The sequence below is a fragment of the Aliiruegeria sabulilitoris genome (genome assembly GCF_001558155.1).
In the GTDB taxonomy this organism is placed as follows: domain Bacteria; phylum Pseudomonadota; class Alphaproteobacteria; order Rhodobacterales; family Rhodobacteraceae; genus Tropicimonas; species Tropicimonas sabulilitoris.
In genome coordinates this window covers 51,529-77,040 of sequence record NZ_LOAS01000003.1, presented here as the reverse complement: position 1 = coordinate 77,040, position 25,512 = coordinate 51,529, and the positions used below count along the sequence as shown (strand labels likewise).

Sequence of the window (25,512 nt, the reverse complement as noted above, 5' to 3'; positions counted from 1 at the left end):
ATCGGGAAAGCGCGCAGGATCCGCGACGGACGGATCGGCGGAATGGTGTTTTGCTTTCTGCGGCGCCGAAAAAAGGCAAAAAGACTGTCTGGCACAGGGAGCGAGAAATGACCCAATCCACTCTGACCGGAAAACTGGACCGCCGCGAATTCCTCGCCCGCGCCATGGCGGTTGGTGTAACAGCGGTGGGTGCATATGGCCTGATTGGCATGCAACAGCCCGCCCTTGCCATGGGCACGGCCACGAAGGGCGGAACGCTGCGCATCCAGCAGGAAGTGCGCGCGATGCAGGAGCCGCGGCTCTACCAATGGGCGGAAATGGGCAACATGACACGCGGCTGGCTGGAGCATCTCGTCTATTTCAACCGCGACGGCTCCATGACCCCATGCCTGGCCGAAAGCTGGGAGGTAAACGAGGACGCCACCGAGATCACTTTTGACATCCGCAAGGGTGTGAAGTGGAACAATAACGACGATTTCACCGCCGAAGACGTGGCCTATAATTTCGAGCTGTGGTGCGACGCCGGCATGGAAGGCAACTCGATGGCTTCCCGCATGGGCCCACCGGTCGACCCGAAGACAAAGAAGTCGGTCGATGCCGGCATCAAGGTGAAGCGGACCGGCCTTCCCGGCTCGATCTACTGGAACGATTGGGCCAAGTTCCCCTTATCCACGACCGCCTGGGCCCAACGTCCGCTGGGCAATTAGGTGCTGGCGCTGGCATACAGGTCCGGCGTTCCGTGGAACGAGACGAGCTTTGCCAACGAGGAGTTCGACCGGGTCCTTGCCGAAGCCAGTTCCGTCGCGGATGCCGATGCGCGCCGCGCGCACTCCCTCTGGCTGCAAACGATCCTGCGCGACGAGGGCGTCATCATCCAGCCATACTGGCGCTCCACGTTCCGCCATTACGTCGAGGGGCTGGTCAACGCCGAGATGCACCCGCAATTCGAGATCCGTTACCAGTATTCGGCTGGGAAGGCTGATCTGGACGCAGGCGGCGGGCTGACCGTGCCGCCGTCCCAAACATTGTTTCGCGCCTTCGGGCGCGCGACACCCGCCGAAGGCACCTACAGGAATTCCTATGGTTTTTCTTCTTCGACGTTTTGGTGTCATGATTTTGACGGGCCTGGCGCTGGCCATGGTCGTCTTTTCGCTGACCAATCTCGAACCCAACCTGGAAAAGGTGGCAAAGTTTGAAGGCAACGCCCGGATGACGGATGAGGAGGTCGCCTCCTGGCTGGTCAAGAACGGCTATAGCCAACCGATGTCGAAACGCTACGCCGAATGGCTGGGAGTCGCCCCCGGCTGGACCTATACGGACGAAGACGGAAAGGTCACCGGGCGCTGCATTTCCCGCGATGTGCCGGCCGAAGAGGCGCCCGCCCGGTGCGGCGTGTTGCAGGGCGACTGGGGCGTGTCCACGATCTTCAAGGAAGACGTGCGCGGCATCATCGCCAAGCGACTCTGGCTCACGGGCAAGCTGATGTTCTGGGTGATGCTGGTCATGGTGCCGATGGCGTTGGTCATGGGGGGTCTGGCGGGCATGCGCGAAGGCTCGAAGCTGGACCGCTCGCTCTCCACCGTCTCCATCGCCTCTACAGCGACGCCGGAATATGTCTCGGGCGTCATCCTGATCGCCGTCTTTGCCTCCGCCGCCGTGGGGCTGAAATGGTTCAAGGGCACGGCAACCTCGGCCATGGACGGGATCACGTTCGAGAATTTCACCCTGCCGGTGGCGACCATCGCGCTTTACGGCATGGGCTATATCGCGCGGATGACACGGGCCTCTATGACCGAGGTAATGACCGCGCAATAAATCCGCACGGCCCGTCTCAAGGGCGTGAGCTTTTACAATATCGTCGTGAAACACGCGCTGCGAAACGCGCTGATCGCGCCCTTCACCGTCATCATGCTGCAGATCCCCTGGCTTCTGAACGGCGTGGTGATCGTGGAAACGCTCTTCAATTACAAGGGGTTCGGATGGACGCTCGTGCAGGCGGCCGGCAATAACGATATCGAGCTGCTGCTGGGCTGTTACGTCGTCGCCGTGATCGTCGTTCTCGTGACGCAGTTGATCAGCGATATCGGCTATGTCTTCCTCAACCCGCGCATCCGGATTTCGTAAGGGGCTGATTGCATGGAACCGCTTTCCTGGACCGCCATCATCGGCCTGATTATCGCGCAACTGATCCCTGTCTGGATCGGCATGCTCGTTGTCTTCACCCTGTCGGTCCTGTTCAAGCGCAGCCTCGGGCTTTTCGGCAAGCCCTTCGACAGCACGATCGGCATGATCGGCTTCGCGCTGGTGCTGTTCTGGGTCTTTACCGGGATGTTCGCCGACATGATCATCACCCATGACCCGCTGGCGCAGGTCTCGGGCATGAAAAACAAGTTGCCGGGCACACCGCTGCCCGATGGGTACGAGGGCTACGCCTATTACCTGCTGGGCGGCGACAATCTCGCCCGCGACGTGTTTTCCCGCATGGTGGCGGGCTCCACCATCGTCATGCAGATCGCGCCGCTGGCAACGCTCTTTGCCTTCATGGTGGGCATCACACTCGGCCTGCCTGCGGCCTATTACGGCGGCAAGCTCGACACGCTGCTGTCCTTCCTCGCCAACCTGATCCTCGCCTTCCCGGTGATCCTGCTCTTCTACCTGCTGGTGACACCCGAGATCGTGCAGACGGGGCTGCCGACCTACATGGCGGCGGTGCTGTTCATCTTCCCGATCATCTTCTTCGTCGTGCTGTGGAACGCGCGTTTTTTCACCCAGCCGGGCAAGCGCGCGGCCTATCTCGGCGTGACGCTGGTGATCGGGATCTGGATCTATCTAGGCGTGGCCTGGAACGCGGACCCGCTCGGCATCATCTCGGTGCCGTCGAATATCCTGATCGTCTTCGTCTCCGTGGTCTTCGTGAACTCGCCTACCGTGTTCCGTATCGTCCGCGGCCTCGGGCTCGACATCAAGACCCGCGACTATGTCGCCGCCGCCCAGACCCGCGGCGAGGGTCCGTGGTACACCATGCTCTGGGAGATACTGCCCAATGCGCGCGGGCCGCTGATCGTCGACTTCTGCCTGCGCATCGGCTACACAACGATCCTGCTCGGCACGCTCGGTTTCTTTGGCCTGGGTCTTGCGCCGGAGAGCCCGGACTGGGGCACCACGATCAATGATGGCCGCCGGTTGCTGTCGATCTATCCGCACCCCGCGATTGCACCGGCACTGGCGCTGATGAGCTTGGTGCTAGGCCTCAACCTGCTGGCCGACGGCCTGCGTGAAGAAAGTTTGAAAGACTGATGGAAGACGTGAAAGATACCCCGCTGCAAAAGCTGAGCCGGACCCTTCGGCGAGCCGTCATCGTCGTGGTCGGCGTGGTTGTCGGATTGACCGTTCTCTTTACCGTGCTCGGCACGTGGCAAGGGATATCCTCCCGCAACGAGCTTCTGGATGCCACTGGTGTCCATGTTCTGCCGCATGTGCTGCGCAACACCTATACAGGCGGTGCCCGTTTCGATGTGGCCTGCAAGGCAACCGAGACCTGTACCGCCACTGCCGGCGAGATCTGTGGCGACGCGGTCATTGTTCTGAGCGAACCGCAGGAGGAGGACGGGATCTGGGTCATGGTGGCGGAATGCGGGCCTGGGACGGAGCCCCAATGGTAACGCCCGGATCCGTTCCCAGGATGGGGGCCAGCCCCCCAACGATCATTGGTTCGGGGAACCAATGACCGCCCCCCGGGATACTTGGGATCAGATGAAGACCTGGGGAGAGCACGCGCGCGCAGCGCGCGCCACGCCCGCCGCTTTCGATAAGCCCTGCAAGGGCGCGTGAAAGGGCGGGAAGCCGCCCCCTCCACCGGGCGGAACAGCTGACAGGGAGGCTGCGATGAAGAAATGGGAATATGACGGGCCGATCCTCGAGATCGAGAAGCTATCGATTTCCTTCTTCACCCGGCTGCGGGTAATCCCGGCGGTCATGGATTTCTCGATCAAGGTGCAGCCCGGCGAAGCGATGGGACTGGTGGGCGAATCCGGTTGCGGGAAATCCACCGTGGCGCTCGGTGTCATGCAGGATCTGGGCGTCAACGGGCGCGTCGTCGGCGGTTCGATCAAGTTCAAAGGGCGCGACCTGTCGGAGATGACTGCCGAGGAGTTGCGCGACATTCGCGGCTCCGAGATCGCCATGATCTACCAGGAACCGATGGCGAGCCTCAATCCTGCGATGAAGATCGGCCAGCAACTGATCGAAGTGCCGATGATCCACGAGGGTATCTCCAGGCAGAAGGCCTTGGAGCGCGCGCTGGAGGTGGTGACCGATGTGCGCCTGCCGGACCCCAAGCGCATGCTCAATTCCTATCCGCACCAGCTCTCGGGCGGCCAGCAGCAGCGGATCGTCATCGCCATGGCGCTGATGTCCAAGCCCAGCCTGCTCATTCTCGACGAACCCACCACCGCGCTCGACGTGACGGTGGAGGCTGCTGTCGTTGAGCTTGGCAAGAAATACGGCACCTCGATGCTCTTCATCTCGCACAATCTCGGGCTGATCCTGGAAACCTGCGACCGGCTCTGCGTGATGTATTCGGGCGAAGCGGTGGAGCGCGGCTCCATCAAGGATGTCTTCGACGAGATGCAGCATCCTTACACGCAGGCGCTCTTCCGCTCGATCCCGCTGCCGGGGGCAGAAAAGAACGCCCGCCCGCTGGTGGCCATTCCGGGCAACTTCCCCCTGCCCCACGAGCGCCCGCCGGGCTGCAATTTCGGCCCGCGCTGCGATTACTTCGAGGCCGGACGCTGTGACGCGCAGGATATCGAGATGCGCCGCGTGCCCGGCAATGACCGCCATTACACGCGCTGCCTCAAGTTCCAGGAGATAGACTGGAACGCGCCGGTCGCCAAGGCCGAGACGACCGAGGCCAGCCTTATCGGGCGCGAGGTGCTGCGCATCGACAAGCTCAAGAAATACTACGAGGTCGCGGCCAACACGCTCTTTGGTGGCGCCCACAAGGTCGTGAAGGCCAACGAGGAGATCAGCTTCGTCGCCCACGAGGCAGAGACGCTGGCCATCGTCGGCGAGTCCGGTTGTGGCAAATCGACCTTCGCCAAGGTGTTGATGGGGCTGGAGACGGCGACCGACGGCGTGGTGTAGCTGAACGGCAACGCGATCCAGGACATCCAGATCGAGGCGCGCGACACCAGAACCATTTCCTCCGTCCAGATGGTGTTCCAGAACCCGTTCGACACGCTCAACCCCGCGATGACCATCGGGCGGCAGATCATCCGGGCGCTGGAAATTTTCCGCGTCGGCAAGAGCGAGGCCGAGCGCCGCAACCAGATGCTGGAGCTTCTGGACCTGGTGAAACTGCCCCGTGCCTTTGCCGAGCGCATGCCACGCCAGCTCTCGGGCGGGCAGAAACAGCGCGTGGGCATTGCACGCGCCTTTGCCGGCGGCGCGCAGATCGTGGTGGCCGACGAACCAGTCTCGGCGCTGGACGTTTCGGTGCAAGCAGCCGTGGCCGACCTCCTGATGGAGATCCAGCGAAACGAGAAGACCACGCTGCTCTTCATCTCCCACGATCTCTCCATCGTGCGCTATCTCGCCGACCGGGTGATGGTGATGTATCTCGGCCATGTGGTGGAGCTTGGCACCACCGATCAGGTCTTCTCGCCGCCCTACCAACCCTATACCGAGGCGCTGCTCTCGGCCGTGCCCATTGCAGATACATCGGTGAAGAAGAAGCACATCGTTCTGGATGGCGACATTCCCTCGGCCATGAATCCGCCGCCGGGATGCCCGTTCCAGACCCGCTGCGGCTGGAAATCCCAGGTTCCCGGCGGGCTTTGCGAAAAGGACGTCCCGCCCATTCGTGACGTTGGCGACGGACACCAGGTGAAATGTCATCTGACGGAAGACGCCCTGAAGGAGATGGAACCGGTCATCACCTTTGCCGCCGAGTAAACCGCCCTGGCCGGTCCGCTTGCGTTAGCGCGTGCGCAGCAACGTTTCGGGTAGAAATCAGAGCGGTCTCAGGTTGGCTTCGTCACGCTGTCGTCCAACGCGTCTGTGCCGGCCTCCCGTGCCACGCGGCGCTCCTTCGACCCGGCCAGCCTGCCGTTCTCGGCGTCCAGGCTCTGGGCGGCCGTGAGATCGATGACCGGCTTCGTCTCACCCAGAGCCGCGCCAAGGACCGATTTCGGCGCACTCAGCGCCTGTTCCAGATTCGACAGGACCGGGCGGGCTGGCGACATTGTCGGCAAGCGCCCTGCCCCACCCGGTTGTGGCCCCGGCCCGGGGTCCCGAACGGACATGCCGTCGCTCATCAGCCCCATGACGATATTGCCAGGCGACCCGGTCAATTCCCGCGGCCAGAACTGCGCCATGGCGAATCCGACGGCACTCATTGCCAGCGCCGCTTCCTCCACGTTGATGCCGACGATTGGATGATCGAGATCGTGACAGCCCCGGCGATCACCGCACTTGTCCGGGCGTGGAGCCTCTCTGGCTTATTCATTCCAGAAATGTCCTGGGGGAGCGCTCGCAAGAGCGTGGGGGCAACGCCCCCTCCAGGCGCCCGTGTCATCTCGAAACAGGTCATGGAAGCGACACGGCCCCCGCAAAAAGAAAAAGGCGCCCACAGGGGGCGCCCATCTCATCTCGGCATGTTGCCGATCAGGCGGCTTCGGTGATGAACTTCACCGCGTCTCCGAAGGTCTGGATCGTCTCGGCAGCGTCGTCCGGGATCTCGATGCCGAACTCTTCTTCGAAGGCCATCACCAGCTCGACGGTGTCCAGGCTGTCTGCGCCCAGATCGTCGATGAACGACGCGCTTTCGGTCACCTTGTCTTCTTCGACGCTCAGGTGCTCAACAACAATCTTCTTCACGCGATCGGCGATGTCGCTCATGTCTCTTCCTCATGCATTGGGCGTCACTGCCCGTTCTTGCTTCGTGCCCACGGTGGGCGAATTACCTTGCCCTGCTCTCAGGGCGCTCATCCCCGTCTGATGCGAGGCTTCTTTCCCGGGCCGGGCACATATTCAATGCTCCACGCCGAAAACTGCGCCGCCTTTAGCATGTTCCCCTGCAAAAGCAAACGCTTTGACCGGACATTGTTTTCGTTGCGTCACATGAGCCGGTCAGAGAAAGCAAGATGGGGGGGCGTGTACGGCTTCACAAGTGCCGACAGCAGTTTTCCGTCATCGCCGCACGGGTTCCCGGACAGTCGCCACGGGTGCGGCGTGCCGGAATAGCCCAATCAGAGCATGGCCATACCGCCATTGACGTGCAGTGTCGCGCCCGTCACGTAGCCGGCTTCCGGGCTGGCAAGATACAGCACAGCCGCAGCGATCTCGTCGGCTTCGCCCATGCGGGCCGCCGGGATCTTGGTGTTGATCGCGGCCTTTTGCTCATCGGTCAGCTTGTCTGTCATCGCCGTGGCGATGAAGCCCGGCGCCACCGCGTTTACGGTGATTCCCCGGCTGGCCACTTCGTAGGCAATGGATTTGGTCATGCCGATCATCCCGGCCTTGGAGGCGGCGTAATTCGCCTGGCCCGGGTTGCCCGTGGCGCCCACGATCGACGAGATATTCACGATCCGGCCCCAACGTTTCTTCATCATCGGCCGCATCACGCCCCGGCAGAGCCGCATCGTGGAGGTCAGGTTGACCTCGAGCACCTGCGCCCATTCCTCGTCCGACATGCGCATGAAGATCTGGTCGCGGGTGATGCCGGCATTGTTGACCAGGATGTCTAGCCCGCCCATCGCCGCGATGGCCTGCTTGGGCAGCGCATCGACCGCTTCGGCATCGCCGAGGTTGCAGGGCAGCACATGGGCGCGTTCGCCCAGCTCGGCGGCCAGCGCCTCGAGCGGTTCCACCCGCGTCCCGGAGAGCCCGACCGTCGCTCCTGCGCCGTGCAGCGCCTTGGCGATGGCGCCGCCGATACCGCCAGAGGCTCCCGTTACAAGCGCCGTCTTCCCTGTCAGATCGAACATTTGGCCATCTCCTCGCGATTGAACTCTCTTCCGTCAGCAGGAGGCATGCCACGACATCCCCTGCCCCGCAACGCCGATTTGCCTCTCTGGCCGACGATACCGCCCCGGACGCACAGGCCTCGCCCGCTTGGGCGGTCACGCCGCCCTCGCCGATCCGAGCCATCTTCAAGCCTTGGTGATCCCGAGCTTCTCCATTGCCCCGCCGCCCGTCGCGCCCTAACCTGACAGGCATGCCTTCTGTTGCACATATCCGACCAGCCTATAGCCGGGCCGAACGCCTCAGCGACGGTGTTGTCCATGTTGTCGGGGTTGTTTCGGCCTTGATGGCAGTCCCCGTCCTGATCGCGCTGACGATCGCCCTTCGCAACGAATCCGCTGCGATCTGGGGTGCATCCGTCTACGGAACGACCCTGATCATGATGCTTACTTTCTCGGCGCTCTACAACATGATCGACAATGCACGCTGGAAGGGCCTGCTGCAGCGGCTCGACCATTCCGGGATCTATTTCAAGATCGCCGGCACCTACACGCCCTTCGTGTTGCTGACCGGCGCTCAGGTTCCCGGGCTCCTCGCAGGGCTCTGGGGCTCGGCCGCGCTCGGATCCTTCCTGAAGATCCTCGCCCCCAGCCGGTTTCGCTGGTTCGCCCTGGCGCTGTATCTCGGAATGGGCTGGGCGGCGCTCTGGGCCGGAGGCGAGATGCTCGCGGAACTGCCGGGATCGGTGCAGCTTCTCATGCTGATCGGCGGCGTGGTCTACACGATCGGCGTCGTGTTCTTCCTCCTGAACCGGATGCCCTTTCACAACACGGTCTGGCATGTTTTCGTGCTCGCCGGCAGCGTATTCTTCTTCATCGCCGTGGCCTTGAGCATCGCGGAGCTTCCCGCCGGCCTATAGACGCTCCACCCACTATGCACAGGTTTCGCGCAGGTTTTGCCGGGCGGCAACCGAGAGCAGCCGCTCACCCCTTGGAATACATCCGGCGGATCTCGTCCTTGTACTCGTCGATCACCCGCTCCCGGCGCAGCTTCAGTGTCGGCGTGATCAGCCGGCGCTCGACGGTCCACTCGTCCAGCGTGGCGTAATAGGCCTTCATCTGCTGCCAGGACGGAATGTCGCCCGAGGCCTTGCGGATGCGGTCGAGGATGAACCTTTCAGCCTCGCGAGCGTTGGGATCGTTCTCGTCCAACCCGTGCTTCTTGGCAATAGCCGTCCAGTCGTCGCGATTCAGCACCACCAGCGCCGCAAGGAACGGGCGGCCATCGCCCACGACGCAGACCTGCTCGATCAGCGGATCGCTCTCGATGTTAAGCTCGATCGGGCGCGGGTTGACGTTCTCGCCATTGGACATGACCAGGATATGCTTCAAGCGCCCCGTGATACGGATGCGGCCATCGACGATCTCCGCCATGTCTCCGGTCCGCAGCCAACCTTCGTTGTCAAAGGACTCCGCCGTCGCGTCCTCTCGCTGCCAGTAACCCGACATGCGCGAGGGTGTCTTGATCAGAAGCTCGTTGCGCTCGCCGAGCTTCACCTCGCACCCGGGCAACGGATAGCCGACCGTCCCTGGCACGCAATCTTCCTGCAAGGAGGCCGTGGCCACCGGGCCCGCCTCCGACAATCCATAACCCTCGACAAGCGGCAAGCCGAGCCCCAGCAGCGCCTGTCCGATTTCCTCGGGCAGGTTGGCCCCTCCCGCAACGGCGACACGCATGCGCCCGCCAAATGCCGCCTGGACCTTTTTCGCCACCAGCCGCTCCAGCAGCGGCCAGATCAGACGTTCTCCAAAGCTCGGCCCCGGCCCATGCCCGGCGCGCGCGGCGTGCCGCGCGTATCCGATCCGCGCGGTCATGTCGAAGAGCCGCTGCTTGAGCTTGCTGGCCGAAGCGTTGCGCCGCGCGCCGTTATAGATCGTCTCGTAGAAACGGGGCACGCCCATGATGACGGTCGGGCGCACTGTGGTCATGTCCTGCCGCAGCCGAAGCAGTGACTGCGGATACGCATTGCACGCCCCCGACATCACCGCCAGCACATAGCCCAGCGTGCGCTCGAAAGCATGGGCAAGTGGCAGGATAGACAGGAAGACATCGCCCTCCAGCGGCGAGACGACCGCGGCCGTCGCTTCGGCATTAGCCAGAATCGCACGGTGGGACAGCATGACGCCCTTGGGGGTGCCCGTCGTGCCGGAGGTATAGATCAGCGTCGCCGGTGCGAGCGAATCCGTCGCCGGTTCGGGCAGGTCCTGCGGCGCGGGCGGCAGAATCGCTTCGAGATGATCAACGTTTTCTTCCGCGCCATAAACGAAGTCCGCCGTTACATCCTGCAGCCAAACACGCTCGATGAAGGAATGATTGGACAGCGATTTCTCTAGGTCGCGCCACCGCCGGTCGGTATCGACCAGGACGATCCGGGGCCGCGAATCTGCCAGCATGAAGGCACCGTTGGAGATCGCGTCATTGGTGTAGAGCGGCACCACCGTCAGCCCGCAACGCGCGGCCGCCATGTCGAAACAGACCCAGTCAACGCAGTTCTGCAACAGGATCCCGACCCTGTCGCCCGGTTGCATGCCCGCCGCGATGAAGGCGGCTGCAAAACGATCCGTCCGCTCCAGCACCTGCGGCCAGGTGAACTTGCGCCATTTCCCGGTCTTGCGATCATATTGCCGATAAGCGGTGAGCTTCGGCGAAATACGCGTGCGTTCCTGCAAGAGTTGGTAGAGCGTGTTCACCGACTCTGCGGGAATATTGTTCTTGCGCATGTGTCCTCCTGATGGGGACGCCCCCCGGCCAGCACCTTACTTAAGGTCAAGGTATCATGGCAATGTCCGCGCGTGATAGACGCCGCCGTTTCGATGGGCAATCGGCGGTTTCGCCTCACCTGTCGGTTCCGGCGAACTTGCCCAAAACGGAATACGAAAGTCCTTTCGGGAAGGAGAAATTAGGGGCGCTGCCCCTCAGGATATTTGACGAAAGAGGATCGGATCGAATGTCTCGAGTCGAGATCCACGTGTCGTTCCGGCGAGCGCGGAGGACGTTTCGAAAACAGATCGATCAAAAACGAAAAAACGCCGACAAATCCTGTCGGCGTTTTTCCTGGTGGAATGCTATTGAGCGGAGTATGGGCCCCGGAGAGAACAGCCGGTTCTCAAAATGCCATTGCCACCCCTCCGACCATCAGGCCCGAAGATTGGTTTCCACACGACCGCCGAACAGCGCGGCCGGCGCTTTGAAAACACGGGCAAAGAAGGAGGTCAACGAGGATCCCATCGCGCGGGCAACCTTGGCTTGCTCCGAACGGACCTCGATTTCGACCTGACGCCAATCGACCGGGACTTCTTTGATTTCATGCAATGCAATGCTCATTTCAAGCTCCTTTGAAGTAACTCTGTTTTCTGAGGATCAAGATAACTGTTAGCGCCACCATTGCTACAGCCACCTGTGCATTGCGGCATTGCAGCATTTGCAACCTTCCGAGTTTTTATTTGGCTATCCCTTGGAAAAGACGACATTCAATGACGGTACTCATCGGCTTCAAAGCGCGGGCCCACCGAATGCAGAACCGAAGAAAGGTTCTCTTCACGAGGTCCGAATAGAAAGACTACGACCGACGCACCGCGCTTGAGAGCGGCCCTTTCCTCTGGTCGATGTTCACTTTTCGTGCTAACCCATGCGAAAGGCAAAACAAGAACACAGGCAGGATTGCAACAGCCATGCGTGTCATCGGCATCGACCCGGGGCTCAGAAATCTCGGCTGGGGCGTGATCGAACAACAGGGATCGCGTCTCACTCACATCGCAAATGGCCTGTGCACATCCGCTGGGAAGGATCTCGGCGTGCGCTTGCTGTCGCTCTACGAACAGCTCACCGATGTCTTCCACATGTATGAACCTGAAGCGGCCGCGGTCGAGCAGACCTTCGTCAACCGCGACGGCGCCGGAACACTAAAACTCGGCCAGGCGCGCGGCATCGCCATGCTGGTGCCGGCAAAGGCCGGGCTGGACATCGGTGAGTATGCCCCGAATGCGGTGAAAAAGGCGATTGTCGGCGTGGGCCATGCCGAAAAACACCAGATCGCGCACATGATCGGCATCCATTTTCCCGGCGTGAAGCTGGCCGGTCCCGACGCCGCCGATGCGCTCGCCATCGCCGTCACCCATGCCCATCACCTGCAATCGAGCTCCCGGCTGTCGCAAGCCATCGCGAGAGCCTCATGATCGGGCGTCTGGCCGGACGGATCGATTATCGGGGGCTCGACCACGTTCTGCTCGATGTGAACGGGGTCGGCTATGTCGTCTACGTCTCCGAACGTACGCTCATGGAATTGCCCGGCACCGGAGAATTCGCCGCCCTCTACACCGATCTGGTCGTGCGCGAGGACCTGCTGCAGCTCTTTGGCTTCCCCTCCTTGCAGGAAAAGGAATGGCACCGCTTGCTGACCTCCGTGCAGGGGATCGGCGCCAAGGCCTCCATGGCCATCCTTGGCGCGCTCGGCCCCGACGGCACCTCGCGCGCCATCACCCTTGGTGACTGGTCGGCCATACGCGCGGCCCCGGGCGTTGGCCCGAAACTCGCCCAACGCGTCGTCAACGAACTCAAAGACAAGGCGCCGGCGATCATGGCGATGGCCGGCAGCCTGGGCCAGGTGATCGAGCCGATCCCGACATTAACCCAGGCGCCCGCGTCCGCCGGCGCGGCAGCCCAACTGAAACCGGCGCCCCCCCCGCGCGCGGCTGCCCAGTCCGAAGCGCTCTCGGCGCTCACCAATCTCGGCTACCAACCCGGCGAAGCCGCCGCTGCCGTGGCCCGGGCCCTGACCGACGAGCCGGACGCCGACACTTCCGACGTGATCCGCGCTGCCCTGAAATCTCTGGCGCCCAAGGGCTGAAGATGCACCGTTGTTCCCCAGATACCCTCGGGGGGAGCGCCACAAGGCGCGGGGGGCAGCCGGCCTCCCTCCGCAATCTTCACCAGCGCGCCACCGGAGCCGATAGATGACCGAACCAGACCCGCTCCTGCGCCCGGATCCTCAGCCCGGCGAACAACAGGGCGAAGACCGCGCACTGCGTCCGCAACAACTCTCCGACTTCATCGGTCAGGCCGAGGCGCGCGCCAACCTGCGCGTCTTCGTCGAAAGCGCCCGTCGCCGGGGCGAAGCCATGGACCACACGCTGTTTCACGGCCCACCCGGTCTCGGCAAAACAACGCTGGCCAATATCATCTCCCGCGAACTCGGCGTGAATTTCCGCATGACCTCCGGCCCGGTTCTCGCGCGCCCGGGCGATCTCGCCGCGATCCTGACCAATCTCGAAGCGCGCGACGTGCTGTTCATCGACGAGATCCACCGCCTCAACCCGGTGGTCGAGGAAGTGCTCTATCCCGCGATGGAGGATTTCGAACTCGACCTCGTCATCGGCGAAGGCCCCGCCGCGCGCACCGTCCGCATCGAGTTGCAGCCCTTCACTTTGATCGGCGCCACAACCCGTCTCGGACTGCTGACAACGCCGCTGAGGGACCGTTTCGGCATCCCGACACGATTGCAGTTCTACACGATCGACGAGCTTCACGAGATCGTCACCCGAAACGCCCGCCTTCTGGGCGTGCCTGCGGAATCCGAGGGTGCCCGCGAAATCGCGTCCCGCGCCCGCGGCACCCCCCGTATAGCCGGCCGTCTCCTGCGTAGGGTGGTCGACTTCGCCCTTGTCGAAGGCGATGGCAACCTCTCCCGCGCGCTTGCCGACAGCGCGCTGACACGCCTGGGCGTGGACACGCTCGGACTGGACAGCGCCGACCGCCGCTACCTTCGCCTGATCGCAGAGAATTATGGTGGCGGGCCAGTCGGAGTGGAGACGATGTCGGCCGCGCTCAGCGAAAGCCGTGACGCACTGGAGGAGGTGATCGAGCCCTACCTGCTGCAGCAGGGCCTCATCCAGCGGACCCCGCGCGGCAGAATGCTCGCCCGCAAGGCCTGGCAGCATCTCGGACTGGATGTTCCGCAACCACCGGATGCTCCGAAAGCCGGGCAAGGAAAACTCTTCGAATAGACGCCCAAGAGCGGCCCGAGGCAGCATTACGGCCTCGGCAGCCCTCAGCGCGCGGGAACGATCCTGCGGCTCGTGCCTCTCGCGGAGGTATTTCCGGGAAAGATGACACCGGAAGGGCCGCCCGGTCATCTCTTCCAAAATATCCCGGAGGGAGCGCTCGCAAGCGCGCGCGGGAGGCAACGCCCCCTTCAGGCCTGTTCAGACAGAACGGTCAATGCGCAAACCCTGGCGATCCGGTCGACCTATCCGCCGATTATCGGGGCAACCATTTGCGCGATGGTCGCGGTGAACGGGTCGATCGCCATGATGAAGGCGCCAATTTTCTCGACGGTGTCGCCCTGGTGGAGCACGGAGAGTTTCTGTGCATAGACCTCTGCGCCGATGGCTGCCAACAGGACTCCCTTGAACAGCATGATGGTGCAGACGAACACGACTGCCGGGCGCAAAATCGGGCGCCTTTGGTGGCGCAGGCGCAGTTTCGTGTAATAGGACTGTCCGAGCGTGCCAGAGGCTTCAAAAGCTCCGCCACGCTTCTTGATCTTCTCGATGCGGCGCAAACGGCCGGAAAATTCATTCATCTGTGGATTGCTCATCGCGAAATCCCAAAGCTGTAATGCCCCCGTAAGCTCCCACAGTAGGGCAAGAATCCGGCGCAAATACGACCGCGCCTCAGGATTTGCGGAGACAAAGTGTAGTCCACTCTCCGATTTGCTCACGGTCGTGCACAATCATCCCCTCGTCCGCATAGGCCGCGACGACATCTGGCGCTTGTTCATTCAGCAAACCGCTGAGAATCGCGAAGCCTTCGGGCTTGAGGGCCTTGGAAATCGCGGGCGCGAGGGCGACAAGCGGCGCCTTCAGGATATTGGCGAAGATGAGGCCAAAAGGTGCGGCCGCAGCGAGTTCCGGGTGATCGAAGCCAGTGGCCTCGATGCAGCGCAAGCGGTCGGCCAGCCCGTTGGCCTCGGCATTGGCTTGCGCCACCTCCACGGCAACGGGATCGATATCGGAAGCGAACACCGTTCCGGGCCAGATACGGGCCGCGGCCATGGCCAGAACGGCGGTGCCACAGCCGATATCGGCCACGGGAAGCGCCTCGTGTCCCGCGGTGACGAGCCGGTCGAGCGCCTTGAGACAGCCCAGCGTGGTGCCATGATGGCCTGTGCCGAAGGCCATCGCGGCTTCGATCAGCAACGGCTCGACATCGTCGGGAACCGTTTCGGCATCATGGCTGCCATATAGATAGAAACGCCCCGCGCGAACGGGGGCAAGCTCGCGCTTCACCTTGGCCACCCAGTCGGTTTCAGGCAGCTCGGAGACGGCAAAATCCTTTGCGCCATGGGCGGCGGCCAGCAGAGCCAATGCAATCTCGTCGGGCTGCTCGATGAAGTAACCGCCCACTTCCCAGAGGCCGGAGCCATCTTCGATTTCGAAGACACCGACGCCGGTCGGCTCGGGAGACAGGTTTTCCATGGCCGTGCCAAGGGCCTCTGCCTGTTCCTTGCCGGCAAGGGTCGTCAGGGCGGTGAAGGTGGGCATGTCATGCTCCTCGTTATGACCGGTCGCGCGCGGAGAGCGGCGGGTGCCTCCGGCGGGGATATTTCTCGTCAGAAGAATTGGAGAGGCGCTAGGCTCTTGTGCGAGCCTGGTCAAGGGTTTCGAGGATGTCATGGACAAGTATCGAAACGGGCCGACCAGAGTCGAGGCTCATGATCGGACAGTCGAGCGTATCTGCCCAGGCGAGATGGCGCGCACGGTTGCGGCCGGGCAGCAACCCGTCGTCATACGCCGCGGCCCAGGCGAGGAAGGCCTCCATGCCGGGCATTTCCGAAGGGTCCTGAAGGCGCCACCCCTCGCGGGCGCGCAGGCGGCGCAGGCGGGTTTCGGTTTGCAACGTCAGGAATACCGCGAAGGTAAAGCGATGGTCGATGCCCTCGCTCCAGCTATCGAGCGAGCCCGAGAGCACCCAATCGCGGCGCGGCAGGAAGACCTGCTCCATCAGGGCGCGGCGTTCCGGGACAGGGCGTTTCTCCTGGAATGGCGGGTCGGTCGGATACCAGAAGAAGTCATCCGTATCGAAGTGTTGGCTCTCGAGGGCAGAGGCAAGTGCGCGACCGAGGGTTGTCGTCCCCGCTCCGCTGGCGCCAAAGATGTGGATGCGATTTCCCGACATCGCCTCTCCGCAAGAGCTCAGTTACCGGGAGAAACTCCCGTTCCAACCGGACAAGCGACCCCGGTCCCACCGATTCCACAATAGCCGCCCGGGTTCTTCGCCAAGTATTGTTGGTGGTAGTCCTCGGCGAAGTAGAACGGGCCGGCGGCGGAGATCTCGGTGGTGACCTGGCCACGCCCGGCAAGTGTTAACGCTTTCTGATAGCGCGCACAGCTGTCAAGCGCCAGTTCCAGATGTGCAGGCAGACTTGCATAGATCGCAGAGCGGTATTGCGTGCCGATATCACCGCCCTGGCGCATGCCCTGGGTCGGGTCATGGCTTTCCCAGAAGCAGCGGAGCAGGTCCTCGAAGGAAATCACCGCCGGATCGAACACGACGCGAACCACTTCCGCGTGGCCGGTCCTGGCGGTACAGGTCTCCTCGTAGGTCGGGTTGGGAGTGGTCCCCCCGGAATAACCGACCATTGTGAGCCAGACGCCCGGCAGTTGCCACAGCAGCCGCTCGGCGCCCCAGAAACAGCCCATGCCCAGCATCACCGCTTCCATGCCCTCGGGAATATCGAGCGTGAGCGGACGGTGAAACACATGGTGGCTCGGGGCGGTCGGGATCGGTTGCGCGCGCCCCGGTAGCGCGTCTTCGGGGCGGATCATTTCCATCTTGGCGGCTTTCGTCAGGAACATCGCTCTCTCCCATGGCGGTATCGCGGTGATTTCAACACATATGGGACCCGCAGGCATCCGGGTCCAGCGTCGGCTCTGCGGACTGATACGGTTGTGATGGCCTATTCCGCCGGGGCGGCCCTGCGACGATAGCGGGCAAAGATGGTTTCGTTGCCGGGCTCGGGGTTGCGCGGGATCAGCAGGGACAGCGCCAGCGAGGCGCAGGCCATGCCCGCCGCGAGGAAGAAGACCATCTCGGGTGCCTGCAACCACAGGTAGCCGAGCGCGGCCGGCAAGAAGACCGCCGCGATATGGTTGATCGTGAAGGCCACCGCTGCCGTCGGCGCCATGTCCGCCGGGTCGCCGATCTTCTGGAAATAGGTCTTCAGCGCCAGCGCGAGGCCGAAGAAGATGTGATCGAGCACGTAGAGCGTGGCCGCGAGCGCAACGCCCCAGCCAAAGGCATAGACCCCGCCATAGGCGGCGAAAATCAACGCAAGGCCGGAATACTCGAAGATAAGCGCGCGGCGCTCGCCGAAACGCGAGACGGCCCAGCCAAAGACCGGCGCAACGATCATGTTGGCCACGAGCGTGAACATGAAGAGCGAGGTGATCTCATGCACCTCGAAACCAAACCGCTCGACCATCATGAAGCCGGCAAAGACGACGAAGATCTGCCGCCGCGCGCCGGCCATGAACTGCAACGCATAATAGAGCCAGTAGCGGCGGCGCAGGATGAATTTCTTTACCTGCGGCGTGGGCGATTCGAATTGCGGGTAGAGCGTCAGGCAGAGGATCGCGACCACGGCGGTCGTCAGGCCGGCCGACATGTAGACGGTGTTATAGTCGAGATCGAAGGCCTTCCAGGTCGAGACGATCAGCGCATAGGCCACCAGGGTTGCCGCCGACCCGACTGCGAGCATCCAGCCCAGCACCTTGGGCGCGCGCTCCTTGGGGAGCCACTGCAATTGCAGCGACTGGTTCACGGTTTCATAATAATGAAAGCCGATCGAACTGAGCATGGTGATGGTCAGGATCCCGCCGAGGCTCGGGAACCACGCCGTCAGCGCCGTCGCCACCCCCAACAGAAGAAGCGAGACGATGCCGAGCACCTGTTCCCGCACGATCCGGATCAGGGCAATGACGCCGATGGCGAGAAAGCCTGGAATCTCGCGTACCGTGTGCAGCCAGCCGATATTGGAGCCGTCGAACTGCGCGACCTCGATGACGAAGTTGTTCAGCAGCGCTGACCATGTGGCGAAGGCAATCGGCATGGCCGCCGCCATGACGAAGAGCAAGGTGACAGGGCGGCGCCAGAATGGCATCTCCCGTGCCTGAGACAGCGAAATCGTTTGCATGTTTCGCGCATAGACCCGCGCGCGTGATTTGAAAAGCAAAATGGGCGTGCATCCGCGCAGAACATCCTTGCATGATATCCGGACTGATCTGAATCAAGGCATCCCTTTTTGCGTTGCGGCATGTATCATGGCAATTTTTGAATATTACGCGTGCGAGAGGACAAAATGGACATTCTGGCAATTGTCGAGCGTATCGGCGAAGCGCCGACAGCCGCTCTGTTCGGGCTGATCACCGGCATGATCTTTGGCATAGCGGCGCAGAGATCGAATTTCTGCCTGCGCGCGGCGACGGTGGAATTTGCCCGTGGCAATATCGGGCCGCGCATGTCGATCTGGCTGCTGACCTTCTCCACGGCGATGGTCTGGGTGCAGGGCGCGCAGATGCTGGGGCTGATGCGGGCCGAGGATGCACGGATGATGGCGGTGCCTGGTACATGGTCCGGCGCGATCATCGGCGGGCTGCTCTTCGGCATGGGCATGGTGCTGGCGCGCGGCTGTTCGGGCCGGTTGCTGGTGCTGGCGGCGACGGGCAACCTGCGTTCCGTGGTCTCGGGGCTGGTCTTTGCCGTGGTTGCACAGATGAGCCTTGGCGGCTGGCTGTTGCCGCTGCGCGAGAAGATCTCCGGTGTCTGGATCACCGAGGGCGGCACGAATATGGACGTGCTGGCCGCGCTTCATCTGCCCGAGGCGACAGGCCTCGCACTTGGCCTCGTCCTCGCCGCGCTTGCAATTTACCTGTCCCGGAAAAACGAGCTGGGAACGCGAAAGCTCTTCATGGCCTCGGGCGTTGGCTTTGCCGTGGCCGTGGGTTGGGTGCTGACCTACGGCCTCAGCCAGGTCGCCTTCGATCCCGTCCAGATCGAAAGCGCCACCTTCACCGGGCCGTCGGCGCACACCTTGATGTTCTTCCTGGTTCCGGACACGGTGCTGGAATTCGATATCGGCCTTGTGCCGGGCGTCTTCCTGGGCGCCTTCCTCGCCGCTGCCTGGGCAGGCGAGTTGAAGGCCCAGGGCTTCGAGGGGGCGGGCAACATGCAACGTGCCATGATCGGAGCGGCCGCCATGGGCTTCGGCGGCATGCTCGCCGGTGGCTGCGCCATTGGTGCCGGGGTGACCGGAACGTCCATCTTCGTGGGTACGGCCTGGGTTGCGCTGACCTGCATGTGGATCGGCGCCGTGGCGACCGATTACCTCGTGGACCAGAAAGGCGGCGCCGCAGTTACTGCGTAGCGCGAAATCAGGACCAACCAACGAGCAGCAGCGCCCCGACGTTCATTGGCCGTCAGGACAATGCCGCGGAATTGAGGGCGCTGCGCCCGTGGATATTTCTGTAAAGAAGACGCCCTGAAGAGACCTGCCCTTTCCCTCCTTCTGGAAATATCCCCGCCGGCGGCACGATCCGCAGGATCGTTCAAGCGTGCCTTTCCTGCGCCTGAGAACAAGAGACCCGCCTACATTCTGCCCCAACGGCATCACAGGGCCGGCGCATCGCAGCGAGCGGGTTACCCCCGCCGCACCATCTCCGCCGCGTCGCGGGCAATGGCCTCGGCCTCCCGGCCAGCCTGTTTCAACTGCCCATTGGCCGAGACAACGTAGGAACAGAAGTAAAGCCCCCGCTCCGCAGTACGCCGCCCGCTCGCCAGCGGTCGGCCTGCGGCGTCCAGCACGCCGGGCAGGCCGGGCAGCAGTGAACGCAAATCAAGTTGGTAGCCCGTTGCCAGAACCACCGCATCGAATTCGACCCCCAACCCATCGACGAAGCGTGCAACCTGCCCTTCGAACCGCTCCAGGCCCGGACGCAGGATCAGCTTCCCCTCCCGGATCGCCGCCAGCGCGCCGGTATCGATCATCGGGATGCGTCCATCCTCGATCACCCGCGCCGCCGGGCCCTTTGAATGCGCCACCAGCCCGAAGTCCTCGGGCCTGCCAACGGCTGCCCTGAGAAGGGGTGCTACCAATCGGTCCGCCCAGCGATAGGGCAAAAGCCGTGTCAGCAACTCAAAGGAGGTGATCGGCACTCCCAGCAGTTCCTTGGGCAGGATATTCACCGGGCTGCGCACCACGATCTGCACATCGCGGCCCGCGGCGATCAGGTCCAGCGCGATATCCGCGCCGGAATTGCCGAAACCGACCACGAGAACGCGTTGTCCCGGCAACGCCTCGGGGTTGCGATAGCAGGAGGAATGCACCACGGGCCCGTCGAATTCCTCCAGTCCGACGATGACCGGCTGGCGCGGCCTGTCATTTATACCGGTCGCGAAGACCACGACATCCGCCATCCGTTCGCCCATGGACCCGGTAACCCGCCAGCGTTCCCCGGATTTCTCCACGCGACGTATCTCCGCGCCAAAGACCGGCTCCAGTTCGAAATGGCGGGCATAGCTTTCCAGATATTCGACGACCTGCGCACGCGTCGGATAACGCGGATAGGTTCGTGGCATGGCGAGGCCCGGCAGGCCCGAGCGTCCTCGCGATGTGTGCAGCTGCAGGGAATCGTAATGCCCACGCCAACGCGCACCGACCTGCTGCGCGCGGTCGAGCAATTCGACATCGAATCCCTGCCGTTTCAGACAAGCACCGCAGGCAAGCCCAGCCGGCCCCGCCCCGATCACGATCGCGTCCATCGACATCCTCCCCGCCGCAGCATCCCTGCCCGTTCAGCGCGTGGCAAGCGTCGGAGCACGCCGTGACGACGCGTTTCCTGAAATTGTGGCCGTATGGTTACCAGAAACTCTGCGGATCGATGTCCACGCTCAGGCGCAGGTTGTTCGGCACCCGCAGTTGCGCGATCCAGCGGGTCAGCGCCCCCTGAAGCGCAACGCCCTTGGCAGCCTTGACCAACAGCCGCAACCGGTGCCGCCCGCGCACCCGTGCAATCGGCGCCGGCGCGGGGCCGAAAACCTGCGCCCCCACCTCGCGCAGCGGCCCGTCGCGGCGGGCAAGCTCGGTGCCGAAATCGAAAACTTCGGCGATTTCCGGCGAGGAGAGGATAATCCCGGCCAACCGCCCATAAGGCGGCATGCCGACCACGCGGCGCTGCTCGGCCTCCGCGCGCCAGAAGCCCTCCTCGTCCCCCGACAGGATCGCCCTGATCACCGGGTGATCCGGCTGGTGGCTCTGAAGCAGGGCCACGCCCTGCCGGTCCGCCGTCCGCCCTGCCCGCCCGGCCACCTGCCGCACCAACTGGAAGGTGCGTTCGGCGGCGCGAAGGTCCGTTCCTTGCAGGCCCAGATCTGCATCGATTACGCCCACCAGCGTCAGCAGCGGAAAGTTATGTCCCTTGGCCACCAGCTGCGTGCCGATGACGATATCGGCTCCGCCACCCGCGATCTCCGCGATCTTTTCCTTGAGCGCGCGGGCAGAGCCGAACAGGTCCGAGGACAGCACCGCCACCCGTGCCTCCGGGAACAGGCTCACCACCTCCTCGGCGAGCCGCTCCACCCCCGGCCCCACCGGCGCCAGCCGCCCCTCCACCTCGCATTTCGGGCAGACCTCCGGCATCGGCTTGGTCTCGCCGCATTGGTGGCAAACGAGCCGCTTCTGGAACCGGTGCTCCACCATCCGCGCGTCGCAATGGTCGCAGCCGATCTGGTGGCCACAAGCCCGACAGACCGTGACCGGCGCATAGCCACGCCGGTTCAAGAACAGCAGCGACTGCTCACCCTGCGCGATCCGCGCCTCGACGGCACGCTGCAATTCGCCCGAAATCCAGCGCCCGGAGGGAATCTTTTCCCCGCGCAGATCGATCGCCCGCATATCCGGCATCTCCGCTGCGCCGAAACGCGCGCCAAGCTCCAGCCGGGTGTACTTCCCGGCCTCTGCATTGGCCCAGCTCTCCAATGACGGCGTGGCCGAGGCCAGCACCACCTGCGCGTCGCAGAGCGAGGCGCGCAGCACCGCCATGTCACGGGCATTGTAAAAGACGATGTCCTCCTGCTTGTAGGAACTGTCATGCTCCTCATCGACGACGATCAGACCCAGATCGCGAAACGGCAGGAACAGCGCCGAGCGCGCGCCCACGACCAACTCCGCGCCCCCCTCGGCGATCATCTTCCAGCAGCGCCGCCGCTCCGTCATCGTCACACCGGAATGCCATTCCGCCGGCCGGGCGCCGAACCGCCGCTCCACGCGGGACAGGAACTCCCCTGTCAGCGCGATCTCCGGCAACAGAACCAATGCCTGCCGCCCCGCCGCAAGGCATTCCGCCACCGCTTCCAGATAGACCTCCGTCTTGCCCGAGCCGGTAACGCCCTTCAAAAGCGTGGTGCCGTAGGCGCCGCGCTTTCCGGCGGCGCGCAGCGCCGCCGCCGCCGCCGCCTGAGCTTCGCTCAGCGGCAAGCCCGCCCGTTCATGGTCCAACCGCGGGTATGGCAGATCGCGCGGCGTCGCCTCTTCCACCACCACGCCTTGCTTGACCAGCCCCTTGATCACGCTGTTCGTCACCCCCGCCGTCGCCGACAGTTCCGACATGGTGAAGGCCAGCCCGCCGTATTCTTCCAGCGTCGCCAGCACCCGTCGGCGCGCATCGGTCATCCGCTCCGGTTTCCCTTCCCCGCGGCGATAGACCCACCGCATCGACGGGGCATCCGTCAACCCCGGCGCGCGCGTCGCCATGCGCAGCATCGAGGCCATCGGCGTCAGCGTGTAATCGGCGCAGCGACCCAGGAACTCCCGCAACTCCGCCTGCATCGGCGGAACGTCCAGCACCCGGTCGATGCTGCGCACTCGGGCGCGGTCGAAATCGCCCGCGCCCGGCCCCCACACGACGCCCAGAACCTTGCGCGGCCCCAGCGGCACCTCGACGAAAGCGCCCTCCGGACAGCCACCCTCGGGGGCCGCGTAGTCCAGGCACCGATCCAGCGGCTGCGTGGTTAGAACCGCAACCAGATCACCCTTGGCATACCAGCCGTTATCCGTCATCCCGTCCCCCGACGGGACCGGCCCGCCGTCATTTCACCTGGGCCGCAGCCCGCAAGTCGGCTTGATACCGTCTCGAGGACGAAGCCGGTGAGATTCTTCGTTGACCCGGCCTATATCAACGCCATCGCCGAACCACACGCTCTCGGCATGGTCGATGGCGATACGACCAACCCGACGATCATCCTGAAATCCGGCGGGGACATCAAGGAAGTCATCGGGAAAAAATGCGACAGGGTCTCCAGCACCGTTCCAGTCGAAACCATGGCGTGCAACCCTGACGACCTGAATGGGAAGGGGCACTGGATCCATACCCGATAGGGCCTAGCGGCCATCTATCTCGAAGCCTCCTTTTGCTTGTCCGGATTGCTTGGTCACAAACATGAAAGTGCTCGCCCAGACCGGCGCAATTGTGGCACCAGCGCCACCTGCCGTGATCAAATCCATGGTCAACCACGCTCTCACCGACAAAGGACTGGACGCCTTTGAGCAGGAATGGGCAAGAACTGGATAGAAATTTCTCCGACCTGGTATAGGATTGCCGGGCGAAATTGATGTAGCGGGACGAAGATGAACGAAGTGGCGGTAGATCTGGAAGACCTCAAAGACAAGATCATCGCGCAACCGGATGTGATCCTGGATGACAGGGAGATCATGCGAGCGCTCATTTCCGCCAATGAAAAATCGCTTGGCGGCAATATCATCGACCTGCGCGGCATCGCGATGGAGCGGCTGGAAAGCCGGCTCGACAGGCTGGAAGATACCCATCGCTCCGTGATCGCAGCCGCCTATGACAATCTTGCCGGAACCAACCAGATCCACCGCGCCATCCTTTCCATGCTCGACCCCGTGGAGTTCGAGGATTTCCTCAAGGGACTCGGGGGCGATGTGGCCGCGATCCTGCGGGTGGACTGCATCAAGCTGGTGCTGGAGAGCAGCGCCAATGCCGAGGGCGAGGTTGCCGTGCGCCGGCTGGGCGATGTTCTCAGCGTCGTACCGCCCGGCTTTATCGAGGCTTATCTTACGCAAGGCCGCGAAGGCGCGCCCACTCGGCAGGTCACCCTGCGCCAGCTGCGCCCCGAGAGCGAGGTCCTCTATGGCGACGCGGCCGACTGGGTCAATTCCGAGGCCCTGCTCAAGCTCGACTTCGGGTCGGGCACCCTGCCCGGCATGCTCGCGCTCGGCTCCGAGGACCCGCACCAGTTCCGCCCGAACCAGGCAACCGACCTGCTGGCCTTCTTTGCCGGTGTCTTCGAGCGCCAGATGCGCCGTTGGCTGAGCTGATCCAGATATCCGACGGGCTGAGGGACGCCATGTCCCGCTGGCTTGCCCATCTAAACGCCGTCGATGGCGTGGCCGAGAACACGCTGACTGCCTACCAACGCGACCTTGCCGGTTTCCTCGCGTTCCTGACACGGCATTTCGGCGAGAGCCTCGGCGCGAGGCCGCTGGAAAGGCTGACCATTTCCGACATGCGCGCCTGGATGGCGCATGAGCGCGGACGCGGTGTTGCCGCCCGGTCGCTGGCGCGCGAACTCTCCGCCGTGAAGAATTTCGCCGGCTGGATGGCCGAACGTGACGGGTTCGACGCCACTGCCATTCTCGCCGCCCGCGCCCCGAAATACCGCCGCAAACTGCCCCGTCCGCTGGCCGAAGACGCCGCGAGGGCGGTGCTGGACACGGTGGAACTGCAATCGGAGGAACCATGGATCGCCGCCCGCGATGTCGCGGTCGTCACCCTGCTTTATGGCTGCGGGTTGCGGATCTCCGAAGCGCTTGGGCTCGATGCCGACAGCCTGCCCCTTGGCGACGGCCTGCGCATTCGCGGCAAGGGCGGCAAGGAGCGAATCGTACCTGTCCTGCCCGCCGCCCGCGAGGCGGTCTCCCGTTATGTCGCGCTCAGCCCCTGGCCAGCCGAGACGGGGACGCCGCTCTTTCGCGGCAAGCGCGGCGGGCGGCTCAATGCGCGGCTTGTGGCAAGGGTGATGGAGCGCAGCCGGATGCAGCTTGGCCTGCCCGCCTCGGCCACCCCGCATGCGCTGCGCCACAGCTTCGCAACCCACCTGCTCGCCGCCGGCGGAGACCTGCGCGCGATCCAGGAATTGCTCGGCCATGCCTCCCTCTCGACCACGCAGGCCTACACCGCCGTGGATGCCGAGCGGCTGATGGAAGTCTATGAAAAGGCCCATCCACGGCTGGGCTGAAGGCTATGACACCCCAAGAATTTGTCGGATTGTTTTATTGATTTTCCCGCCGGGCAGCGCGTCCGGATTCAGTCGGAATTTACCTCGATGCGGATTGATGTCTCCGGCACCACATCACATCGAAAAGGCAATTCATGATTGGAAGTATGACGAGTATGGGAAGCGGGATGACCC

At 63.4% G+C, this 25,512-nt stretch carries 23 protein-coding genes and 4 pseudogenes; 15 read left to right on the top strand and 12 right to left on the bottom strand.

All coding sequences use genetic code 11. The annotated features are described in order from the left end of the window. Nucleotides 1–107 precede the first annotated feature (107 nt). The 6 genes and pseudogenes from AX756_RS04835 to AX756_RS04815 all read left to right on the top strand — a co-directional run bounded on the left by AX756_RS04835 (nucleotide 108) and on the right by AX756_RS04815 (nucleotide 5,955). Nucleotides 108–707: an ABC transporter substrate-binding protein gene (locus AX756_RS04835; protein WP_068309237.1), complete on the top strand. Its 600-nt coding sequence runs from the start codon at nucleotides 108–110 to the stop codon at nucleotides 705–707. Beyond that, entirely contained in the window at nucleotides 708–1,196 is a 489-nt protein-coding gene (locus AX756_RS26730) for a hypothetical protein (RefSeq protein WP_321186382.1), read from the top strand. Continuing rightward, nucleotides 1,081–2,124 (top strand): annotated as a pseudogene (locus AX756_RS04830) (ABC transporter permease). Before AX756_RS26730 ends, AX756_RS04830 begins: the two are co-directional and overlap by 116 nt. A gap of 12 nt (nucleotides 2,125–2,136) precedes the next feature. Further along, nucleotides 2,137–3,297 carry an ABC transporter permease gene (locus tag AX756_RS04825; RefSeq protein ID WP_068309235.1) on the top strand — a complete coding sequence of 387 codons (1,161 nt, stop codon included), beginning with the start codon at nucleotides 2,137–2,139 and terminating at the stop codon, nucleotides 3,295–3,297. After that, nucleotides 3,297–3,662: a hypothetical protein gene (locus tag AX756_RS04820; RefSeq protein ID WP_068309232.1), complete on the top strand. Its 366-nt coding sequence runs from the start codon at nucleotides 3,297–3,299 to the stop codon at nucleotides 3,660–3,662. The genes AX756_RS04825 and AX756_RS04820 overlap by 1 nt, the downstream gene beginning before the upstream one ends. A 223-nt stretch (nucleotides 3,663–3,885) precedes the next feature. Further along, nucleotides 3,886–5,955: pseudogene (locus AX756_RS04815) on the top strand (dipeptide ABC transporter ATP-binding protein). A 68-nt stretch (nucleotides 5,956–6,023) separates the two neighbouring features. Here the strand turns inward: AX756_RS04815 and AX756_RS04810 are convergent. The 3 genes from AX756_RS04810 to fabG form a co-directional block, all read right to left on the bottom strand. Further along, entirely contained in the window at nucleotides 6,024–6,398 is a 375-nt protein-coding gene (locus AX756_RS04810) for a hypothetical protein (protein WP_068309230.1), read from the bottom strand. A 268-nt stretch (nucleotides 6,399–6,666) separates the two neighbouring features. After that, a complete protein-coding gene (locus AX756_RS04805) occupies nucleotides 6,667–6,900 on the bottom strand; it encodes an acyl carrier protein (RefSeq protein ID WP_068309229.1) in 234 nt (77 codons plus the stop codon). A gap of 350 nt (nucleotides 6,901–7,250) precedes the next feature. Beyond that, nucleotides 7,251–7,988: a 3-oxoacyl-[acyl-carrier-protein] reductase gene (gene fabG, locus AX756_RS04800; RefSeq protein ID WP_068309227.1), complete on the bottom strand. Its 738-nt coding sequence runs from the start codon at nucleotides 7,986–7,988 to the stop codon at nucleotides 7,251–7,253. A 230-nt stretch (nucleotides 7,989–8,218) separates the two neighbouring features. Here fabG and trhA point away from each other — a divergent pair, with 230 nt between their 5' ends. Beyond that, a complete protein-coding gene (gene trhA / locus AX756_RS04795) occupies nucleotides 8,219–8,884 on the top strand; it encodes a PAQR family membrane homeostasis protein TrhA (protein ID WP_068309224.1) in 666 nt (221 codons plus the stop codon). A 64-nt stretch (nucleotides 8,885–8,948) separates the two neighbouring features. Here the strand turns inward: trhA and AX756_RS04790 are convergent, their stop codons facing one another. Continuing rightward, complete coding sequence (locus AX756_RS04790; protein WP_068309222.1) at nucleotides 8,949–10,745, bottom strand: AMP-dependent synthetase/ligase; 1,797 nt, start codon at nucleotides 10,743–10,745, stop codon at nucleotides 8,949–8,951. Nucleotides 10,746–11,160: 415 nt separating this feature from the next. Next, nucleotides 11,161–11,349 carry a hypothetical protein gene (locus AX756_RS04785; RefSeq protein WP_068309220.1) on the bottom strand — a complete coding sequence of 63 codons (189 nt, stop codon included), beginning with the start codon at nucleotides 11,347–11,349 and terminating at the stop codon, nucleotides 11,161–11,163. Nucleotides 11,350–11,696: 347 nt separating this feature from the next. On the opposite strand from AX756_RS04785, the gene ruvC reads away from it, so the two are divergent. The 3 genes from ruvC (at nucleotide 11,697) to ruvB (ending at nucleotide 14,027) form a co-directional block, all read left to right on the top strand. Further along, nucleotides 11,697–12,200 carry a crossover junction endodeoxyribonuclease RuvC gene (gene ruvC / locus AX756_RS04780; RefSeq protein ID WP_068309217.1) on the top strand — a complete coding sequence of 168 codons (504 nt, stop codon included), beginning with the start codon at nucleotides 11,697–11,699 and terminating at the stop codon, nucleotides 12,198–12,200. After that, nucleotides 12,197–12,871, top strand: a complete 675-nt coding sequence (ruvA, locus tag AX756_RS04775) for a Holliday junction branch migration protein RuvA (RefSeq protein WP_068309215.1) — start codon at nucleotides 12,197–12,199, stop codon at nucleotides 12,869–12,871. Before ruvC ends, ruvA begins: the two co-directional genes overlap by 4 nt. 106 nt (nucleotides 12,872–12,977) lie before the next feature. Beyond that, nucleotides 12,978–14,027: a Holliday junction branch migration DNA helicase RuvB gene (ruvB, locus tag AX756_RS04770; protein WP_068309214.1), complete on the top strand. Its 1,050-nt coding sequence runs from the start codon at nucleotides 12,978–12,980 to the stop codon at nucleotides 14,025–14,027. A 242-nt stretch (nucleotides 14,028–14,269) separates the two neighbouring features. Here the strand turns inward: ruvB and AX756_RS04765 are convergent, their stop codons facing one another. From AX756_RS04765 to AX756_RS04745, 5 genes are all read right to left on the bottom strand, one after another. Next, nucleotides 14,270–14,620, bottom strand: coding sequence for a hypothetical protein (locus AX756_RS04765; RefSeq protein WP_156461396.1), 351 nt, complete (start codon nucleotides 14,618–14,620; stop codon nucleotides 14,270–14,272). 76 nt (nucleotides 14,621–14,696) lie between these two features. Next, complete coding sequence (locus tag AX756_RS04760; protein ID WP_068309211.1) at nucleotides 14,697–15,566, bottom strand: 50S ribosomal protein L11 methyltransferase; 870 nt, start codon at nucleotides 15,564–15,566, stop codon at nucleotides 14,697–14,699. Between the two features lie 88 nt (nucleotides 15,567–15,654). Continuing rightward, a complete protein-coding gene (locus AX756_RS04755; RefSeq protein WP_068309210.1) occupies nucleotides 15,655–16,200 on the bottom strand; it encodes an AAA family ATPase in 546 nt (181 codons plus the stop codon). Between the two features lie 17 nt (nucleotides 16,201–16,217). Next, nucleotides 16,218–16,880, bottom strand: coding sequence for a peptide-methionine (S)-S-oxide reductase MsrA (msrA, locus tag AX756_RS04750; RefSeq protein WP_068309208.1), 663 nt, complete (start codon nucleotides 16,878–16,880; stop codon nucleotides 16,218–16,220). A gap of 101 nt (nucleotides 16,881–16,981) precedes the next feature. After that, complete coding sequence (locus AX756_RS04745) at nucleotides 16,982–18,217, bottom strand: MFS transporter (RefSeq protein ID WP_068309206.1); 1,236 nt, start codon at nucleotides 18,215–18,217, stop codon at nucleotides 16,982–16,984. 165 nt (nucleotides 18,218–18,382) lie between these two features. Here AX756_RS04745 and AX756_RS04740 point away from each other — a divergent pair, with 165 nt between their 5' ends. After that, a complete protein-coding gene (locus AX756_RS04740; protein ID WP_068309204.1) occupies nucleotides 18,383–19,447 on the top strand; it encodes a YeeE/YedE family protein in 1,065 nt (354 codons plus the stop codon). A gap of 272 nt (nucleotides 19,448–19,719) precedes the next feature. Here AX756_RS04740 and AX756_RS04735 read toward each other — a convergent pair whose 3' ends face one another. Continuing rightward, nucleotides 19,720–20,841 carry a flavin-containing monooxygenase gene (locus tag AX756_RS04735; protein WP_068309202.1) on the bottom strand — a complete coding sequence of 374 codons (1,122 nt, stop codon included), beginning with the start codon at nucleotides 20,839–20,841 and terminating at the stop codon, nucleotides 19,720–19,722. 97 nt (nucleotides 20,842–20,938) lie between these two features. Then, nucleotides 20,939–23,137, bottom strand: a complete 2,199-nt coding sequence (locus AX756_RS04730; protein ID WP_068309199.1) for a primosomal protein N' — start codon at nucleotides 23,135–23,137, stop codon at nucleotides 20,939–20,941. An 87-nt stretch (nucleotides 23,138–23,224) separates the two neighbouring features. On the opposite strand from AX756_RS04730, the pseudogene AX756_RS26850 reads away from it, so the two are divergent. The 4 genes and pseudogenes from AX756_RS26850 to AX756_RS04715 form a co-directional block, all read left to right on the top strand. Then, nucleotides 23,225–23,351: pseudogene (locus tag AX756_RS26850) on the top strand (fructose-6-phosphate aldolase); the annotation flags it as partial. Between the two features lie 177 nt (nucleotides 23,352–23,528). Continuing rightward, nucleotides 23,529–23,648 (top strand): annotated as a pseudogene (locus AX756_RS26845) (fructose-6-phosphate aldolase); the annotation flags it as partial. A gap of 56 nt (nucleotides 23,649–23,704) precedes the next feature. After that, nucleotides 23,705–24,418: a DUF484 family protein gene (locus AX756_RS04720; RefSeq protein WP_068309196.1), complete on the top strand. Its 714-nt coding sequence runs from the start codon at nucleotides 23,705–23,707 to the stop codon at nucleotides 24,416–24,418. A gap of 29 nt (nucleotides 24,419–24,447) precedes the next feature. After that, the gene (locus AX756_RS04715) at nucleotides 24,448–25,338 is read left to right on the top strand and encodes a tyrosine recombinase XerC (protein WP_068309195.1); all 891 of its coding nucleotides are present in this window, start codon (nucleotides 24,448–24,450) and stop codon (nucleotides 25,336–25,338) included. Nucleotides 25,339–25,512: the final 174 nt, after the last annotated feature.

Excerpts from the sequence above, each read along its gene's own strand:
- AX756_RS04835 (WP_068309237.1), top strand. The coding sequence starts at position 108 with ATGACCCAATCCACTCTGACCGGAAAACTGGACCGCCGCGAATTCCTC.
- AX756_RS04825 (WP_068309235.1), top strand. The coding sequence starts at position 2,137 with ATGGAACCGCTTTCCTGGACCGCCATCATCGGCCTGATTATCGCGCAA.
- AX756_RS04820 (WP_068309232.1), top strand. The coding sequence starts at position 3,297 with ATGGAAGACGTGAAAGATACCCCGCTGCAAAAGCTGAGCCGGACCCTT.
- AX756_RS04810 (WP_068309230.1), bottom strand. The coding sequence starts at position 6,398 with ATGAGTGCCGTCGGATTCGCCATGGCGCAGTTCTGGCCGCGGGAATTG.
- AX756_RS04805 (WP_068309229.1), bottom strand. The coding sequence starts at position 6,900 with ATGAGCGACATCGCCGATCGCGTGAAGAAGATTGTTGTTGAGCACCTG.
- fabG (WP_068309227.1), bottom strand. The coding sequence starts at position 7,988 with ATGTTCGATCTGACAGGGAAGACGGCGCTTGTAACGGGAGCCTCTGGC.
- trhA (WP_068309224.1), top strand. The coding sequence starts at position 8,219 with ATGCCTTCTGTTGCACATATCCGACCAGCCTATAGCCGGGCCGAACGC.
- AX756_RS04790 (WP_068309222.1), bottom strand. The coding sequence starts at position 10,745 with ATGCGCAAGAACAATATTCCCGCAGAGTCGGTGAACACGCTCTACCAA.
- AX756_RS04785 (WP_068309220.1), bottom strand. The coding sequence starts at position 11,349 with ATGAGCATTGCATTGCATGAAATCAAAGAAGTCCCGGTCGATTGGCGT.
- ruvC (WP_068309217.1), top strand. The coding sequence starts at position 11,697 with ATGCGTGTCATCGGCATCGACCCGGGGCTCAGAAATCTCGGCTGGGGC.
- ruvA (WP_068309215.1), top strand. The coding sequence starts at position 12,197 with ATGATCGGGCGTCTGGCCGGACGGATCGATTATCGGGGGCTCGACCAC.
- ruvB (WP_068309214.1), top strand. The coding sequence starts at position 12,978 with ATGACCGAACCAGACCCGCTCCTGCGCCCGGATCCTCAGCCCGGCGAA.
- AX756_RS04765 (WP_156461396.1), bottom strand. The coding sequence starts at position 14,620 with ATGAGCAATCCACAGATGAATGAATTTTCCGGCCGTTTGCGCCGCATC.
- AX756_RS04760 (WP_068309211.1), bottom strand. The coding sequence starts at position 15,566 with ATGCCCACCTTCACCGCCCTGACGACCCTTGCCGGCAAGGAACAGGCA.
- AX756_RS04755 (WP_068309210.1), bottom strand. The coding sequence starts at position 16,200 with ATGTCGGGAAATCGCATCCACATCTTTGGCGCCAGCGGAGCGGGGACG.
- msrA (WP_068309208.1), bottom strand. The coding sequence starts at position 16,880 with ATGTTCCTGACGAAAGCCGCCAAGATGGAAATGATCCGCCCCGAAGAC.
- AX756_RS04745 (WP_068309206.1), bottom strand. The coding sequence starts at position 18,217 with ATGCAAACGATTTCGCTGTCTCAGGCACGGGAGATGCCATTCTGGCGC.
- AX756_RS04740 (WP_068309204.1), top strand. The coding sequence starts at position 18,383 with ATGGACATTCTGGCAATTGTCGAGCGTATCGGCGAAGCGCCGACAGCC.
- AX756_RS04735 (WP_068309202.1), bottom strand. The coding sequence starts at position 20,841 with ATGGACGCGATCGTGATCGGGGCGGGGCCGGCTGGGCTTGCCTGCGGT.
- AX756_RS04730 (WP_068309199.1), bottom strand. The coding sequence starts at position 23,137 with ATGACGGATAACGGCTGGTATGCCAAGGGTGATCTGGTTGCGGTTCTA.
- AX756_RS04720 (WP_068309196.1), top strand. The coding sequence starts at position 23,705 with ATGAACGAAGTGGCGGTAGATCTGGAAGACCTCAAAGACAAGATCATC.
- AX756_RS04715 (WP_068309195.1), top strand. The coding sequence starts at position 24,448 with ATGTCCCGCTGGCTTGCCCATCTAAACGCCGTCGATGGCGTGGCCGAG.